The 16,303-nt window shown below is 65.8% G+C and carries 16 protein-coding genes; 7 read left to right on the top strand and 9 right to left on the bottom strand.

All coding sequences use genetic code 11. The features are described 5' to 3' along the window. The first annotated feature begins 8 nt into the window (after positions 1-8). Together ACO06P_RS24630 and ACO06P_RS24625 are read left to right on the top strand one after the other, a co-directional pair. Positions 9-593: a hypothetical protein gene (locus ACO06P_RS24630; protein ID WP_420347863.1), complete on the top strand. Its 585-nt coding sequence runs from the start codon at positions 9-11 to the stop codon at positions 591-593. Then, entirely contained in the window at positions 594-1,316 is a 723-nt protein-coding gene (locus ACO06P_RS24625; RefSeq protein ID WP_420347862.1) for a hypothetical protein, read from the top strand. Between the two features lie 21 nt (positions 1,317-1,337). Here ACO06P_RS24625 and ACO06P_RS24620 read toward each other — a convergent pair whose 3' ends face one another. The 9 genes from ACO06P_RS24620 to ACO06P_RS24580 all read right to left on the bottom strand — a co-directional run bounded on the left by ACO06P_RS24620 (position 1,338) and on the right by ACO06P_RS24580 (position 10,925). Beyond that, positions 1,338-2,210: an ABC transporter permease gene (locus ACO06P_RS24620; protein WP_420347861.1), complete on the bottom strand. Its 873-nt coding sequence runs from the start codon at positions 2,208-2,210 to the stop codon at positions 1,338-1,340. Further along, entirely contained in the window at positions 2,207-3,154 is a 948-nt protein-coding gene (locus ACO06P_RS24615; protein ID WP_420347860.1) for an ABC transporter permease, read from the bottom strand. Before ACO06P_RS24615 ends, ACO06P_RS24620 begins: the two co-directional genes overlap by 4 nt. Beyond that, the gene (locus ACO06P_RS24610) at positions 3,151-4,671 is read right to left on the bottom strand and encodes an alkaline phosphatase family protein (protein WP_420347859.1); all 1,521 of its coding nucleotides are present in this window, start codon (positions 4,669-4,671) and stop codon (positions 3,151-3,153) included. Before ACO06P_RS24610 ends, ACO06P_RS24615 begins: the two co-directional genes overlap by 4 nt. Beyond that, a complete protein-coding gene (locus ACO06P_RS24605; RefSeq protein WP_420347858.1) occupies positions 4,661-5,698 on the bottom strand; it encodes an ABC transporter ATP-binding protein in 1,038 nt (345 codons plus the stop codon). Before ACO06P_RS24605 ends, ACO06P_RS24610 begins: the two co-directional genes overlap by 11 nt. Next, positions 5,695-6,534, bottom strand: coding sequence for an ABC transporter ATP-binding protein (locus ACO06P_RS24600; RefSeq protein WP_420347857.1), 840 nt, complete (start codon positions 6,532-6,534; stop codon positions 5,695-5,697). Before ACO06P_RS24600 ends, ACO06P_RS24605 begins: the two co-directional genes overlap by 4 nt. Positions 6,535-6,631: 97 nt before the next feature. Beyond that, positions 6,632-8,236: an ABC transporter substrate-binding protein gene (locus ACO06P_RS24595; protein WP_420347856.1), complete on the bottom strand. Its 1,605-nt coding sequence runs from the start codon at positions 8,234-8,236 to the stop codon at positions 6,632-6,634. 47 nt (positions 8,237-8,283) lie between these two features. Then, on the bottom strand, positions 8,284-9,138 hold the full coding sequence (locus tag ACO06P_RS24590) for a MurR/RpiR family transcriptional regulator (RefSeq protein WP_420347855.1): 855 nt from the start codon (positions 9,136-9,138) through the stop codon (positions 8,284-8,286). 216 nt (positions 9,139-9,354) lie between these two features. Beyond that, positions 9,355-10,236: a DeoR/GlpR family DNA-binding transcription regulator gene (locus ACO06P_RS24585; protein WP_420347854.1), complete on the bottom strand. Its 882-nt coding sequence runs from the start codon at positions 10,234-10,236 to the stop codon at positions 9,355-9,357. Then, positions 10,233-10,925: a hypothetical protein gene (locus tag ACO06P_RS24580; protein WP_420347853.1), complete on the bottom strand. Its 693-nt coding sequence runs from the start codon at positions 10,923-10,925 to the stop codon at positions 10,233-10,235. Before ACO06P_RS24580 ends, ACO06P_RS24585 begins: the two co-directional genes overlap by 4 nt. Before the next feature lie 293 nt (positions 10,926-11,218). On the opposite strand from ACO06P_RS24580, the gene ACO06P_RS24575 reads away from it, so the two are divergent. From ACO06P_RS24575 to ACO06P_RS24555, 5 genes are all read left to right on the top strand, one after another. Further along, positions 11,219-12,361, top strand: a complete 1,143-nt coding sequence (locus tag ACO06P_RS24575; RefSeq protein WP_420347852.1) for an ABC transporter substrate-binding protein — start codon at positions 11,219-11,221, stop codon at positions 12,359-12,361. Positions 12,362-12,489: 128 nt separating this feature from the next. Beyond that, entirely contained in the window at positions 12,490-13,557 is a 1,068-nt protein-coding gene (locus ACO06P_RS24570) for an ABC transporter ATP-binding protein (RefSeq protein WP_420347851.1), read from the top strand. Next, a complete protein-coding gene (locus ACO06P_RS24565) occupies positions 13,554-14,468 on the top strand; it encodes an ABC transporter permease (protein ID WP_420347850.1) in 915 nt (304 codons plus the stop codon). Before ACO06P_RS24570 ends, ACO06P_RS24565 begins: the two co-directional genes overlap by 4 nt. Continuing rightward, complete coding sequence (locus tag ACO06P_RS24560; RefSeq protein WP_420347849.1) at positions 14,461-15,273, top strand: ABC transporter permease; 813 nt, start codon at positions 14,461-14,463, stop codon at positions 15,271-15,273. Before ACO06P_RS24565 ends, ACO06P_RS24560 begins: the two co-directional genes overlap by 8 nt. Next, positions 15,270-16,301, top strand: a complete 1,032-nt coding sequence (locus ACO06P_RS24555; RefSeq protein ID WP_421938159.1) for an isopenicillin N synthase family dioxygenase — start codon at positions 15,270-15,272, stop codon at positions 16,299-16,301. Before ACO06P_RS24560 ends, ACO06P_RS24555 begins: the two co-directional genes overlap by 4 nt. The last annotated feature ends 2 nt before the right edge of the window (positions 16,302-16,303 follow it).

The raw sequence follows: 16,303 nt of genomic DNA, 5'->3' as shown, positions 1-16,303 counted from the left end.
CAATCGCCATGAAGATCGACCAGAAGACGGCCAGTCCGGCGCTGCGCACCCGCGCCCGCGAGGACCTCTCCAGCCTGCTGCGCAGCCGCGTGGATGCACCGCCCCCCTGTGCGGCCAATTGTCCGGAAGCTTTCGGACCCCGCTGCTCGCGGAGCTGCCCGGAGGTTCCGCGCAAGCTGTCCTCCGACCCCGAAGGTCATCCGCTGGACCCGCTCATCGCACCGCTGGTCTACGAGCTTCAGCGCCTGAAGGTGTTTCAGCCCTGCTGGTCCTGTGAAGGCCACAACGGCCCGGACGGTGCGCTCTGGAAGGTTCCCCGCGTCTGGTTCTACAGCGACAGCATGACCCATGTCCGCGCGCTGGCAGGCGCCATTCGTCAAATGGAACTGGACCGGCGCCTCCATGCATACTGGCAGGTGGTGCTTGTCTCGCTGGATCAGAAAGACCCGGACTGCTGTTTCTCCCTGGAGCCGTCAGGCCTGGCGCCGACCGTCCGCCTGGAAGACCTGCAGGCCGACGTAACGGTTATCGCCGCCAGTCTTCACGATCTCGTCGTACAGATCGCCGACGATCTGGCGCGGAGGATCGGATAGATGTGTCTCGGACTGGACCCGGCGCTGCTGCCGCGCCTGCTTGAAGACCCGGTCGAGCCTTCGGCCGACCGGCTGCGCGGGGTCGGCTTCCAGGCCAGCGTGCTGATTCCGGACTATCGCCGAAGCCTGCTCAGCCACTACGGCCGGAACAGCGACAGCGGCCTGCCGCCCCTGCCCTTTCACCACTTCGGTCTGCTCCTGGATTTCGAAAGCCCTGTCGAACTGGCGCTCCACGACCATGCGCGCACCCTGGATGCGGAGCTGCGTTCCCTGGTACGGGCTTTCGGGCCGGTGCTGCTGCGCAACGTCGTTCTGCAGGGGGAAGACAGACGCGCCGAACAGCGCAATGTGTTCTCCAGTCTTCAGTTCCACATCGACCGCGGCCCCACGCAGCCCGACCATTACACGCTGTTCTGGCGCGACCCTCAGGATGCGCAGCAGCGGAGCCCGCGCAGCTCCTCCACCCTGGTCATGGCCAACACGGCGGCCTTTCTGCAGGCCGAACGAGAAGGTCAGGGCGGTGACTTCAGGTCATCCTACCAGCTGCTCGAAAACGAACCCGTCGACAGCCTGAAAAACAAAACCCTGATCGAGATCCCCTGGCGCGCGCCGGAGGGAACCGGCGAGGTGGCGGTCCTGGACAACACCACGGTCCTCCATGCCAGCTACTACGTCCACCCGGAGCTGCGCGGCTACCCGATTTCGGTGCGCTACCTCGCCTGAGGGCAGCCACACTTCCCGGCTTCAGTCCGCAAGGGTCGGGTCCAGCCGATCGCGCAGCCAGTCGCCGATGAGGCTGACCGAGAGCGTGGCGATAAAGGTGACGGCCCCGGGGAGAACCGCCATCCACCAGGCTGTCAGGAGGTAGTTCCGGCCGTCGCCCAGCATCTGGCCAAGGCTGGTGAGCGGCGGCTGCACGCCGAGGCCCAGAAAGCTCAACGAAGTCTCCAACAGAATGGTCTGCGGGAAGTTCAGCGTGAACTGGACGATCAGGACCGCAGCGATGTTGGGCAGCACATGGCGCAGGTAGAGCCGCCATTCGGAGGCGCCGAAGGCATAGATCGCCTGGGCGTAGCCCCGCTCCCGCACCGACAGGGCCGCACCGCGGGCCAGCCGCGCATAGACCTCCCAGCCGTTGATGCCGATCACCAGCACGAAAAGCGTCAGGTTGTTGCCGAAGAACGCCAGCACCGCCAGGGCCAGGATCATGAACGGCAGGGAGGCCTGCACGTCGACCATCATCATGATGGCCTCCCCCGTCCAGCCGCGCAGACTCGCCGCCAGAAGGCCCAGGAAGGTCCCCAGAATGGCCCCGATGATGGTGCCCAGGAAGGCGATGGAAAGACTGAAGCGGATGGCGTAGAGCAACCGGCTGAGCAGGTCGCGCCCAAGCTGATCGGTCCCGAGCACATGGTCCCAGCTGCCGCCCAGGAAAACAGGGGCCGCCAGCCGGTTCAGCAAGGCCTGGTCGCGATACCCATAGGGCGCCAGCAGGTCGGCAAACACGGCAATCAGAACCAGCAGACCGATTGCGGCAATGGACACGAGGACCAGAACCGGCGGGCGTTTCCAACGCCGTTGTGCGATCACGGCTGGGGCTGCATTGGCCTGGGTCATCGTCCTGCGCGCCGCCTTGCATCGCTGGCCTCGGCGACCCGCGGATCGAGAAAGCCGTAGAGGAAATCGACGAGCAGGTTGGCCAGCACCATGGTGAAGGCCGTCAGCACCAGAATGGCCTGAACCACAGCCAGGTCGCGCGACGTAACCGCCCCCACGAGCATCCGGCCCATCCCGGGCCAGGCGAAGACGGTTTCGACGATGATCGAGCCGGCAACGATGTCGCCCAGGCGAAATCCGAGGATCGTCACCACGGGAATTGCGGCATTGGGCAGAATATGGCGTGCGAGACGCTGCAGCTCCGGCACCCCCTTGGCCTTGGCCGCCCGGACATAGGGCTGGTTCAGAACCTCCAGGACCGAGGAGCGCATGAAGCGGGCGATGGTCGCCGCCAGGTGGGTGCCCAGCGTCACCGTGGGCAGGACAAGGTGCGCCCAGGTGCCGCTGCCGGAACTGGGCAGCACACGATAGACCATGGCGAAGACAAGAATGAGCACGATGCCGAAGAAGAAGTTCGGGATCGAATAGCCGAAGACGGCGACGCTCATGATGGCGCGATCGAGCCAGCTGTTGCGGTGCAGGGCCGCCAGGGTGCCGAGGATGCCGCCCACCACGAGGGCGAAGACCAGCGCCGCAAAGCCCAGCTGCAGGGTGGCGGGAATGGCTTCCAGGACCAGGTCGAGAGCCGGTGTCTCGTCCGAGAGGGAAATGCCGAAGTCGCCCCGCGCCAGAGAGCCCAGGTAGTTGAGGTACTGCTCCCAGACCGGCTTGTCGAAGCCGTACTTTTGCTCGTAGTAGCGCTGAACCTCCAGGGGCGCGTCGTCGCCGGCCAGAATCTCTACCGGGTCGCCTGTGAGCGAAAGGATCACAAAGGCGAAGCTGGCGACGATCCAGATGGTGATGAAGGCCCGGACGAGCTTGATCAGGACGACGTTGAGGGTCATGAAGCGCGCAGGGCCGCCCCGCCCTCTATGCGCTGGACGTCAGCCTCCTGGACGTAGACATGCTGCCCCAGACGGCGCCGGCGCAGGACATCCCGGCCAAAGGCGTGGACCGTTTCGAAGACTTCGTCCTCCGGCTCGGTAAGCGCGGCGGTGTCGTGACCGGCCAGGCCCTCGCTCAGGACCCTGCCGGACATGAGCGGCGGCGGCGCAATGCCCAGCAGCGACAGCACCGTGGGCGCGATGTCGACCACCCCGCAGGGCAGAGCGCTGACGACGCCGTTCCTGAAGGCGCTGCCGCCGGCGCCCAGCACGCTGCGCATCTCGTAGCTGCTGAGGCCGCCATGGGTGCTGCCGCCTTCTTTGAGCTCGGAGCCCACAAAGCGCCCGCTGCCGGGAACGCCGCGCGGCCCGGCCTCGTCGCCGACGGCGAGGGTGTAGAACAGGTCGGGGGAGCGGGCGTGATCGTTGAGCAGCAGGGAACTGTTCAGGGTGCCGGCGACAAGGCCGTTTGGAACTTGCGAGCCATCCGGGCCCTGCGTGAAGATCGCACCGCACCAGGGCTGCTCGCGCAGGAACTGCACGAGGTCCAGGAGCTGAGTATTGTCGGCCGCCTGCAGCGCGCGCACGGCGCCGACCTGCAGCGGCGCCCCCAGCAAGCCCCGTTGCGGGCCGCTGGCCGGATCGAGGTCAAAACCGGCCTCTCGCAGCTCCCGGCCCGCTTCGACGCGGCCGACCGCATTGATGTGTCCGTGGTCCGAAGCGACCAGGATCTGGATGTCGCGCCTGCGGGCTGGGTCCCGGGCCCAGTCGACAAGCCGCGCGAACTGCTGATCCACCGCGCGCATAGCCGCCAGGGCCTCTTCCGATCCCAGGCCGCGGTAGTGAAAGGTGTAGTCCGGGTCGCCGTACCACACGATCGCCACATCGGGATCGACCTCGGGCATGACATGGTCCAGGACGATGTCGGTCAGACAGCGCGAGATGGCGACGGCCGGCATCTGCAAGTCCGGCAGCCCGCCGAGACCGTCCATCACCCGGTCCGCAAAGGCCTTGGGGTAGGAAGAGCCCCAGTCCCTCAGGCAGAGGCTCACCTGGCCGTTCTCGGCGACGCGCGGGTTGAGGACGCGTGTCGTGCCGCCCGAGGCGGAGGTCACGACGGCGAGGCTCCTGCCGCCGGCGACCAGACTCTCGGCAAGCCCGTCGACGGTGACGAAGCGCCCCTCGTAGGCCTGCATCGCCGCCTCGATGTGGCTGACCTTCCCCGTGTGGAAGAGCCCATCGGCGAAGACCTTAGGATCGTAGAACTGGTTGGCGATCACGCCGGTCGTTCCCGGCACGCATCCGGAGCCGATGGCGGCGGCGTTGACCCGGGTCATGGAAGGAAAGACCGCGCGCGACTCCCTGTAGTCGACGTTCTCGCGCAGAAACGCGTGAAGGTTCGGCGTGTAGGCCGCGGTAACAAAGTCCCGTCTCAGGCCGTCCAGGACGACGAGTATGACTTGGGGGTCAGATGGCACCGGCTTGATCCTCTTCTGCTACTCTGTCTGCTTGTTCTTCGTTTGCTTGGTTCCTGGTCGCGTTTCGGGGCGCCACGAAGTGGCAGGCCGTGTGATGAAGCGGCTGGGTTTGCGCGAGGGCCGGCGCAACCGAGCGGCAGATCTCCTGCGCATAGGGGCAGCGCGGATGGAAGGCGCAGCCCGGCGGCGCATTCACCGGGCTGGGCGGTTCGCCCTGGAGCAGCGGCGCGCGCATCGCATCCGGGGCGTCGGGGCGTGGGATCGCCGTCAGCAGCGCCTGGGTGTAGGGGTGCCGCGGCCTGAGGAAGATCTCCTCCTTGGGCCCCTCCTCGACGATGCGCCCAAGATACATGATGGCCACGCGCTGGCAGAGTTCCCAGACCGCACCCAGATCGTGCGAGATGAAGAGATAGGAAAGGCCCAGGTCCCGCCGCAAGCGGTCGAGCAGGCGCAGGATCTGGCGCTGGATGGGGGCGTCGAGGGAGGCCACCGGCTCATCGCACACGATGACCTTCGGCTCCAGCGCAAGGGCGCGGGCGATGACGACGCGCTGCGCCTGGCCGCCGGAAAGCTCGTGCGGATAGCGCAGAGCCAGATCTTCCGGCAGTTCGACATCCCGCAGCAACTGCATCACCCGCTCCGCCCTGGTCTCGCGGGTTCCGAGCCGGTGGATCTCGAGCGGCTCGGCCACGGCCTCGGCGACCTTGAGACGCGGATCCAAGACGTCCAGAGGGTTCTGATAGATGGTCTGCACCCGCCGGGCATGGGTCCTGCGGTCGGCGGTCGGCGGCGCGCCGTCGACCAGAACGGTGCCGCCGTCCGGCTGTTCCAGCCCCTGTACCAGCCGCCCGAGCGTGGACTTGCCGCAGCCGCTTTCTCCGACCAGGCCCAGCGCCTCGCCCGGATCGATGGCGAGAGACACGCCGGCGACGGCCTGCACCCTTGGTCTCTCCCGGCCGAGGAAGCCTTTCGCCGGCCCGGCGAAGCTGCGCCGCGCGTCGGTCAGTGTGACGAGCCGCCGCGTCATGGCGAGCCCTGACCGGGCGGCCGGGGGTCTGCGTTCCCGAGATCAGGCGGCGTGAGCGCTTCCGGGGTCGGCAGGCGCATCGCGTCGGCAACGATCTCCTGCGTTACCGGGTGCCGGGGGTCGCGCAGGACGCTGGTCATGGCCCCCTCTTCCACGATCCGTCCCTGCGACATGACCGCCACGGAGTGGGCCAGTTCGGCAACGACGCTCATATCGTGCGACACCAGCAGGATCGCCGTGCCGAAGCGTTCCTGAAGGTCCCGCAGAAGCGCCAGGATCTGCGCCTGGGTGGTGAGATCCAGGGCCGTGGTGGGCTCGTCGGCGATCAGCAGGTCGGGCCGGGCCGCCGTCGCCATGGCGATCATCACCCGCTGGCACATCCCGCCGGAGAGCTGATGGGGATAGGCCCTGGACCGCAGATCCGGATCCGGAATGCCGACAAGGCGCAGCAGCGCCTTTATCTCACCTGTAAGAGCAACTCCTGAAAGCCCACGGTGCAGCTGCAGGGTTTCGCCCAATTGGGCGCCAATGGTCATGACGGGATTGAGGGAGCGCACCGGGTCCTGAAAGATCATCGCGATCCGCCGGCCGCGGCAGGCCGCCATCGCGCCTTCGTCGAGCGCGAAGAGGTCCTGACCATCGAAGACCGCGGTGCCGGAAAGGCGCTGGGCCGTTGGCGGCAGCAGATCGAGAATGGCGTGGCAGGTGACGGACTTGCCGCTGCCGCTGGAGCCCACGAGGCCCAGTGTGCGCCCTTTCTCGATGGCGAAGGAAACCCCGTCCACAGCCCTGCCGGCGCCGAGAGCGCCGTCAAAACTGACCGCGAGATCGTTCACCGATAACAACATCGAGACGCCACCGGAAGTCCTGACGAAACTGCGGCGGCGGTGATGCGGCGTTTTGGCACCGCATCACCGTCTCCGCCAGCCCAGCCTATTGGCCGAGGCTCAGCTTGAAGTTATCCGGGCCGAAGTCCATGAAGTAGAGGCTGTAGGGCGTCCACTCCACGTCATTGGCCATGATGAAGGTAACCAGGGGGTTGTAGAGCATGGTCATGGGCATCTCGTCCTCGAAGATGTCGAGCATGCGCTGAAACTTCGCCCTGCGCTCGCCCTGATCCTCGATGCTGACGAGGGACGAGGCAATGTCGTTGAACTCGGAGGGCGGCGTGAAGAAACCGTATTTCTTCTGGATGCCTGCGTTCGGCCCCCAGTTGACATTGATCGCCCCGGTCGGGTCCGGCAGGCGGTAGGTGTTGGACCAGGCATAGACCTGCGCCCCTTCGGACCGCACCTGCTTGAAGCTCTCGACGAAGTTGAGCTCCGCGTTGATGCCGACCTGACGCCACATCTCCTGAATGATCTGGGCTGCATCGCGGCCGTTCAGATAGTAACCGTCGATGAGGCGGAAGGAGATGGTGGAGCCGTCGTAGCCGCTGGCTTTGACCAGTTCGCGCGCCTTCTCCGGATCGTAGGTGTAGCCGGCACGCTCTGCGCTGTACATCGCGCCGAAGGAGGCGAGTTGATGGCCGTTAGGCGTGTAGTTCTCGTCGTTCCACAGCGCCTTGCGCAGGGCGTCGCGGTCGATCGCGTAGCTCATCGCCTGGCGCAGGTTCTTGTCCGCGAGAACGGGGTCCGCCTGGTTGAAGACCAGCACGTGGGTGTTATCCAGCGAGACGCTCGTTGACTTCACGTTGTCGTAGCCGGCGACGACCTGCATCTGATCGGGCGGAATGTCGACGGCCATCTTGTACTCGCCGCTGACGACACCGGCGATGCGCGCCGAGACCTCGGGGACCTCCTTGAACTCGATGGCGCTGACGGCCGGCTTGCCGCCCCAGTAGCCCTCGTGCGCCTCGAGCCGGATGAAGTCGTTCTTGCGGTAGCCGGTGGCCTTGAAAGGGCCGGTGCCGACCGGCGCCCACTTCATCTCGTCAAAGGCGGCTTCCATCCACTCAGCGAAGGGCACGCCGTCCTTCTGAAAAGCCATCCAGGGCTCGTCGCAGACAATGAAGGAGGTGTAGCTGGTCAGACGCTCCTCGAGGATGAGGTCGGGTGCCTTGGTGACGAAGCGCACCGTCCTGTCATCGACCTTCTCGACACTTTCCAGGTGACTGAAGTAGTTGCGGCCGCGCGGATAGAACGACTGCGCGCCCCATAGGCGTTCTTCGCTGAAGGTGAAGACCACGTCATCGGCGTTGAAGGGCGAGCCGTCGTGGCAGACGACCGCCTCGCGCAGCGTCACCTCCAGGGTGCGCGCGTCCGGGCGCGACCAGCTTGTGGCAAGTCCGGGTTCAAGCTTCACCCCGACCTCCGGGGCGTTGCGGAAGTCGCGCTTGATGAGCGTATCGTAGATCGAGAAGTAGACCCGCACGTCCACATTGCCGGTCTGCCGGCCGGGGTCGAGGTTGCGCGCAAGCTTGTTCACGGCCACGGCGATTTCCGGGGCCGTGGACTGGGCCTGAGCGGAGGCCACCGCGGTGGTGCACGCCAAGGCCGACACAAGACCAAAGGTGAGACTCTTCGAGATGGGGGACATGTCTGAAGCTCCTGTTCCTCTCTCCGGGTGAAGCGACACCGCCGGCGTTATCGTGCGAACCGTTTCTTCAGTTCGTCGTAGCGCGCCAAGGCGGCAAGCGAGCGGCCGTCATCGGTGGCCGCCAGTTCCAGAATGATCGCGTTGGTGATGGTCATGGGCACAACCAGCGACTGGGACTCGCCGGCGGCGCCGCGCGGTGCGGAAATGTGAAGATCGGGTTTGGGATCGAGGCGCCCGCCGCCCACGTCGGTGATGGCCAGGACGCGGGTGCCGATGCCCCGCGCGGTGGTCAGCAGTTCCTGCAGCCGCGCCGTGGGTTCGCGAAAGGCGAAGAGAAGCAGCAGGTCCTCGGGGCCCAGGTTGATCAGAAGCTCGGCAGGCCCGGTGATGTGCGACCCGATGTCGATAACCGGATAGCCGGAGCGCCGGAGCCGGCGGCTGACCAAGGACGACAGCGATGCGGCATGTCCGCGCCCGTAGACATAGAGCTGCCGCGCCTTTGCAATTTCCCTTGCCGCAGCAGTGATCTCGCCATCGGCAACGGCCTCGCGCAGCCCGGCCAGCGCCGCCATCTCGCTTTCGATGACGGCGGAAAGGCTGGAGCTCTCTTCGCTACGGGCCAGGCGGGCCATGACCCGCGCGGCCGGGCTGCGGAAGTCGTCCTCGCCGGCTGTCAGGTTCTCGCGCAGAAAGGCGCGGAACTCGGGATAACCGGGAAACCCCAGCCGCTTCGCCAGGCGAACCGCCGCGGCCGGATGCACGTTGGCCCGGTCCGAAATGTCCTTGCCGGTGTCCATGGCCGCACGCAGCGGGTCCTGCAGCAGGACATCCAGCAGGCGGCTGTCGGCGGTCGTCAGCCGGCTGGCATGGGCGGCGATGAGCTTTTGAAGTTCTGCGGACACCCGATCCCCCTCCTGCGATCCCGGTTAGACCAGCACTATTTCTGCAATTTAAATTGCAGACCACAGTTTTGTGAAATTTTGATGACAGTTGCGGTCGAACGCACCCCTGGCGTTGCACCAGAGGTTTCGGCTCTACCCTGCGTGGCCGGTCGGGCCAAGCAGGCTACAGAGTCTCAGATGTTGGAAGGGTGGCGGGTGTCAGGCCGCGCCGAACACTCAGGCCACGACCGTGATGATGCCGGCGTTCCTGGCCGCCTCGGCCAGCTTTTCCGGCAGCGGCCGGTCCACGACCAGATCGGTCAGGTCGGTCAGCGGCATGACGATCTCCAGCAGGCGGACGTTGAACTTGGCGTTGTCCATCATGAAGATGCGCCGCTCGGCCCGCTTGAACATCGCCCGCTTCACCCAGCAGGCGTTGGAATCCACATCCGTCACGCCGTTCTCGGTGATCCCCCCGGCGGAGGTGAAGGCGACGTTGGCATGGAAGCGGCCAAGAAAGTCGCAGGTGTCCTGACCGTAGACCCCCTTCTCATGGGCCGAGTAGGCGCCGGGACAGAGGATCACGCGCGCGTTGGGCGAGACGCCCAGTTCCTCGGCGATCTCCAGGCCGTTGGTGATGACGGTCACCTCGATGCCCTCCGCCGCGATGCGCTGGGCCAGGTGATGGGTGGTCGCCCCGGAATCGATCATGACGACGTCGCCCGGTGCGATCGCCTGGATCGCAACCGCGGCGATACGCTGGCGTTCTGCGACCATGGCCGTGTTGCGCTCGCGCACGCTGGGCTCCCGCCCCATCGGTGCCGCCGCGCCGCCATAGGTACGCTCCACCAGCCCGCGCGAGGACAGCGAGTCGATGTCGCGGCGGACGGTTTCCGTGGAAACCCCGAAAGCCTCGGCCAGATGCGAGATGCGCACCGTGGGATTGGACTGCAGTTCGCCGATGATGCGCCGATGGCGCTCGTCCCTGTCCAGGCGGTCACTGTTCCGCGCACCCGGTTTTGCATTCTGCCGCGATGCCAGCTTGGTCGGCGCCGTCTTTTGGGGCGCGGTCTTTTGGGGCGCCGTTTTGGCTGGGGCGGTCTTGGCGGACCCGCTCATACAGCCGCTTCCAGGATGTCGCCGAGCTGCGAGGCCAGGGCGCCCTTGCGCGGCGAGAAAGAACCGTCAAAGGCCGCGGAGCCGATGGTGAAGGCATTGGCGCCCGCCTCCGCCAGCCGGCGGACACGGTCGGGCGAGTCGACGCTGCCGGCCACCACCAGCTTGCCCTGCGTGCCGCGGCGCGCCGCCTGTACCAACTCCAGCGGGTCGGCCTCGGTGGCCCGATAGGCCAGCAGGTCGACGCCGGCACAGCCGAGCGATTCAAAGCGGCGGCAATCCGCCTCCACGTCCGTCGCCGTCCCGCCGAGTTCGGTCGGATGGCCCACCGGACGGCCGGGAAACGGCAGATAGCCGATGCCGCTGCCGTCGAGGATCTTCAATATCCCTGCGGCGTCGGTGCCGCCCATGACCCAGTCGACACCGATCTGACGTGCCGCGCGGGCAGAGTCCAGGCAGGCCTCCGGGGTCGTCGATACAACCTCCAGGTAGCTGGTGGCCCCGGCGGCCTTGATGCGCCGGTTCAGTTCCACCAGCGTCTCGAAGTTCACGCCAACGTCTTTGAAGCCCATGTGTTTCACGCCGGCCCCCGCAACGATATCGAAGACGTCGAGGCAGTCCTCCACCGTCTGATCGGCGCGGGTGAACATGAAGATAAAGTCAATCGCCGGTCGCGTGCTGGCTTGCGTCATTCAGGGCCTTCCCTCTTCGCAGTCCTTGAGCCGCTGGAAGCTGCAGGGGCGCTGTTCGGGCTTTGCGCCTTTCCGCCAAACGCCGTGCATCGGTTATGCCCCAAGTTCGTGGCGAGTACAACAAATCATGTTGGAATTACCAAATTCTGCGTGGTACTTTCATCACTGAAGGTTTCTTGGGACGCTGCCGAAAGATGCTTCCGGCAGCACAGTCCCGTTGGACCAGGTCCGTTTCGGACGGGCTCTCCAGGGGGACAGTACGGGCACAAACAAGAAAAGCGGGGAGCGTGATCATGCAGTTCGACCGTCGCAGTCTGTTGAGGTATTCCGCCGCTGCCGGGGCCCTCGGCCTCGCTGGCCCTCTCGCAGGTCCCGCCTTGGCGGCGCGCGAGAAGGAACTGAACATCCTTTGCTGGGAAGGCTATAACTCCGACGAAGTGCTGGACCCCTTCCGCCGCAGCACCTCGGCCGATGTCTCCGCCGAAAGCGGCACCTCTGACCCGGACATGATCAACAAGCTGCGCGCCGGCGAAGTGAACGTCTGGGACGTGATCAACGTGAACCAGCCCTGGGCCCGCGACGAGATGTGGCCGGAGGGGCTGATCAAGCCGCTGCCGAAGGACCGCTTCGAGCCGTTCTTCGCCGACATGATGGCGCCCTTCAACGAGAACTATAAGTGGTGCTATTCCGAGGACGGCGCCAACCTGCTGGGCATCATCCAGCGCTTCGGGCCCTTCAACTTCGTCGTAAACACCGACAAGGTCAGCCGCGCAACGGCCGAGGACGAAGGCTTCAACCTGTTCAACGAAGCTTCCAACGCCGGGCGTTTCGGCATCCTCACTTACGACAACTGGAACATCTTCCACATGTGCATCGGCGCGGGGCTCGATCCCTTCGTGCCCCACAGCGAGGCGGAGATCGCCGCCTTCGAGAAGACGGCGCGCGCGTGGTTCAAGGGTGCCAAGCTGCTCACCGACGATCTGGTGGCCATGAACCTGGCGCTGATCAACGGCGAGATCGATTTCTACCTGACCGGCGGCACCTACACCGCCAGCCCGGCGCGTCTCGACGGTTCCACCAACATCCGCGGCATCACCCCCAAGAAGGGCCCGCTGGCCGGCGGCAAGGGCGGCATCACCTGGGTGGAGGTGACCTCCGTGGTGAACAATCCGCAGGTCTCACCGCTCGCCTATGACTTCCTGGAATACGTGCAGGACCCGGAGGTCTGCCACGCGGTGGCTTTTGCCGAGGGCACCTACAATCCGGTGACCCAGATGGGCAACAAGAAGGTCTTCGACCTGTTCTCCAGCGAGGAACTGGACGCCATCCAGTGGGACAGCCTGGAAGAGGAACTCTCCAGCACCGTCGACTATCAGATCAATCCGGACTACGAGGTGATGGACAAGATCTATAATGCCGCCAAGCGCGAGGCCTAGTGGCGGAAAAGCCGCTCTAGGTCGGTTCTCCTCCGGTGGCCCAAAGGCCGCCGGAGGCTGGACCTTTCGGTCCGCAGCCGCCAGTGTGACCGAGCCGCCTTTCCAAAGGCCGAAGAAAGGGCGAGAGTTTGGCTGACCCCATCCTCAGACTGTCGCAGCTATCGAAGCGCTTCGGCCAGTTCGCAGCGGTCAAGGACATCGATCTCGCCATCGACGAAGGCGAGTTCTTCACCATCGTCGGACCCTCCGGTTCCGGCAAGACAACGCTCATCCGCATGCTGGCCGGTCTGGAAGATCCCAGCAGCGGGGAGATTCTGCTGCGCGGCGCACGCATCAACGAAACACCGGCCAACCGTCGGCCGACCTGCATGGTCTTCCAGTCGCTCGCTCTCTTCCCGCACCGTTCCGTCGGCCAGAACATAGAATTCCCGCTTAAGATGCGCGGCGTGCCGCCGATGCAGCGCCGTGAGCGCGCCGATGAACTGCTGCGCCTGCTGCGCCTGCCGGAAGACTACTACGGCAAGCAGGTCAGCCAGTGTTCGGGCGGCGAGCGCCAGCGCATCGCCCTGGCCCGTGCCCTGGCCTTCGATCCGGAGATCCTGTTCTTCGACGAACCGCTCTCGGCCATCGACTTCCGCCTGCGCAAGACCCTGGAAAAGGAACTGAAGGACCTCCACCGCGAGACCGGAAAGACCTTCGTCTACATCACCCATAGCCTGGAAGAGGCCATGGTGATGTCGGACCGCATCGGCATCATGCGGGCCGGCGAGCTGGTGCAGGTGGGCGCGCCGGACGAGATCTATTCCCGCCCCGCCAACCGCTTCGTCTCGGAGTTCATGGGCGAGGTCAATGTCCTGGAGGTGAAGCCCAACGGCGCCGGACTGCACTGCCCCGCCCTGGGTGTAACCCTGCAGGGCCCGGGCAGCCCGGGCGGCCAGGGCGACTTCGCCGGCGGCTACCTCGTGATCCGGCCCGAGTACCTGCGCTTTCTCGGCCCCGGTGAGACAGCCGAGAACCAGGTGGAGGGCGTGCTCTACAACGAATATGCGCTGGGCAGCCGCATCCAGTACCAGGTGCGGGTCGGCGAAGCCGTCTTCCTGGTGGAGAAACTGCGCGAGCAGCGCTACGAAGGCCGGCTCGACGACCGGGTGGTGATCGGCTGGGAGGCACGCGACAGCGTGCTGGCGCCGGAATGACCGCCGCGACCGAAAGCACCCTCACGGATACCACGAGACCCGCGCCGCGCCCGCGGCGGCGCCTGCGCAACCCCGGGCTGTTGGCGGCGCTGCCGGTGCTGATCTTCCTGGCGCTGGCCTTCGCCGCGCCGCTGCTGGCCGTGCTCGGCTACTCCTTCATGCCGGAAGGCAGCTTCGATTTCACCTTTCCGCCCACCATCGAGAACTATCACACGGTGTTCTCGGGCAGCTACTACATCTCCTTCGCCAAGTCCCTGGGGCTGGCACTGGTCACGGTCGCCCTGTTGATGGTGATCTGCTGGCCCATCGCCTACGGCATGGCCAAGATCTTCGGCCGCTGGGCCAACCTGATGACCCTGGCCATCGTGATCCCGCTCTTCGTTTCCGAGAACATCCGTCTCTTCGGCTGGGTGCTGTTTCTCATCAAGGGCGGCGTTCTGCTGGGCAGCCTGCAGACCTGGCTCGGCATCGACGCAGAGAGCATTCTTTACGACGTGCCGGCCATCGTGCTGGGTCTGGTCTACGTCTACCTGCCCTTCACCCTCTTTCCCATGGTGCTGGGCATCTCCATGGTCTCCCGCGAGGTGACCGAGGCGGCTTTCGACATGGGGGCCTCGCGCTGGCAGGTGTTCCGCGAGGTGGAGCTGCCGCTGGCCATGCCGGGCATTCTCATCGGCGGTCTCCTGACCTTCATCCTCTCGCTCGGTTCGCTGGCGGAGTCCAAGATCCTCGGCGGCCAGGCCGTCATCATGATCGCCGATGAGATCGAGACCGCCTTCACCTTCGGACAGAACTGGCCGCTGGGCTCGGCGCTCTCGGTGCTGCTCATTCTCTTCTCCGGCACCCTGGTCATCACCCTGCTGAACTGGGTCGACCTCGACCGCATCCTGGGGCGCGGCCGCGATGACTGAGGCCCGCAAAAAACGCATCACCCATGGCCTGATGGCCGCCTGGTCGGGATCGATCATCGTCTTCCTCTACCTGCCGATCTTCTGCGTGGTGCTCGCCTCCTTCTCGCGGCAGCGCTACTTCCGCTTCCCGGTTCCGGCCTTCGACACCAAGTGGTACGACCGCGCCTTCTCGTCGCTCACGGTGCGCGATCTGGTCTCCACCTCCCTCAGCATCGCGCTGCTGGTCGCCCTCGTCTCGGTGGTCCTGGCCTTCTTCGGGGCGCTGGCCTTCGCGCGCTTCGACTGGCGCGGCCGGCGGCTCTACCAGCGGCTCGTGCTGCTGCCGATTTTCTTTCCCCAGGCCGTGCTCGGCCTGGCCCTGCTCATCTGGTTCTCGTCGGTGGGGATCATTCCCGACTGGCGGACGGCGGTGATCGCGCACCTCGTTTGGATCGTGCCGATCGTGACTCTTGTCATCTCCATCCAGGCTTATTCGTTTGACCCCGCCTTGGAAGAGGCCGCCTTCGATCTCGGCGCCACGCGCTGGCAGACCCTGAAAGAGGTCACGCTGCCGGTGCTCTGGCCGGGCGTTGTCTCCGGAGGGCTCTTCGCCTTCCTGCTGTCCTGGGGCAACTTCCCGCTGTCGCTCTTCACCACCGGCGCCGACCAGACGGTCCCGGAATGGCTCTACGCCAAGATGGTCTCCGGCTACACGCCGCTGGTGCCGACCCTGGGGGCGCTCACCACCTCGGGCGCCGCGCTGGTGCTGATCCTCGGCTACGGCAGCTGGATGCTGCTGCGGCGCCGAAAGTCACAAAGGGCATGACCATGACCATTGATCTCGACGAAAGCCTGCGCGGCGAACGGGTGCCGCTGGAGAAGATCCCGGTGATCGACTTCGGCCCCTTCCTCACCGGCGACCTCGCCGCACGCCAGGCCGTCGCGCGGGAGATCGGCGCCGCCTGCCGCAACATCGGCTTCTTCTACCTTTCCAACCACGGCATCGCCCCCGATCTGATGGCGCGCACATTCGCAGAGGCGAAGCGCTTCTTCGACCAGCCTCTGGAGGCCAAGCTGGCCATCGACATCGAGCGCTCGCCCTGCCACCGCGGCTACTTCAAGCTGGGCGGCGAAAATCTGGACCCGGGCAAGCAGACCGAGGCCGGCGACCTGAAAGAGGGCGTGAAGATCGGCCGCGACCTCGCCCCCGACCACCCGCTGGTGCAGGCCGGTCTGCCGCTGCATGGCCCCAATCTCTGGCCCGACAACCTGCCGGGCTGGCAGGGCGCCATGCAGTCCTACTTCGATGCCCTGACCGGGCTGGGGCGGCAGATCATGCACGCTTTCGCTCTGTCCCTCGGCCTCGACGAGTGCCACTTCGACCGGGATCTTACCGACCCCATGGCAACCCTCGGCCCGCTGCACTACCCGCCGCAGCAGGGCGCCATCACCGAAAAACAGATCGGCGCCGGCGCCCATACCGACTTCGGTTGCCTGACCATTCTGGCGCAGGACATGAACGGCGGCCTGCAGGTGAAGAATGCCGCCGGCACCTGGATCGACGCGCCGCCCATCCCGGGTGCCTTCGTCATCAACATCGGCGACATGATGGCGCGCTGGACCAACGACCTCTTCGCCTCCACCCAGCACCGGGTGGTGAACCTCTCGGGGACGGAGCGCTATTCCCTGCCCTTCTTCTACGACCCCAACTTCCGGGCCAAGGTGGAGGCTCTGCCGAGCTGCGTGAGCGCGGAGCGGCCGGCGAAGTTCCCGCCCACGACCTCCGGCCAGCACCTGCTGGACATGATCAACGCCACCTTCGATTACCACCGCGAGAAGGCGGAAACGGCGTAACC

Origin of the sequence: Pelagibius sp., from assembly GCF_965227505.1 — a bacterium.
Taxonomy (GTDB): Bacteria; Pseudomonadota; Alphaproteobacteria; order Kiloniellales; family Kiloniellaceae; genus Pelagibius.
Note: the sequence above shows the minus strand (reverse complement) of the source record. Positions and strands in the feature narration are given on the sequence as shown.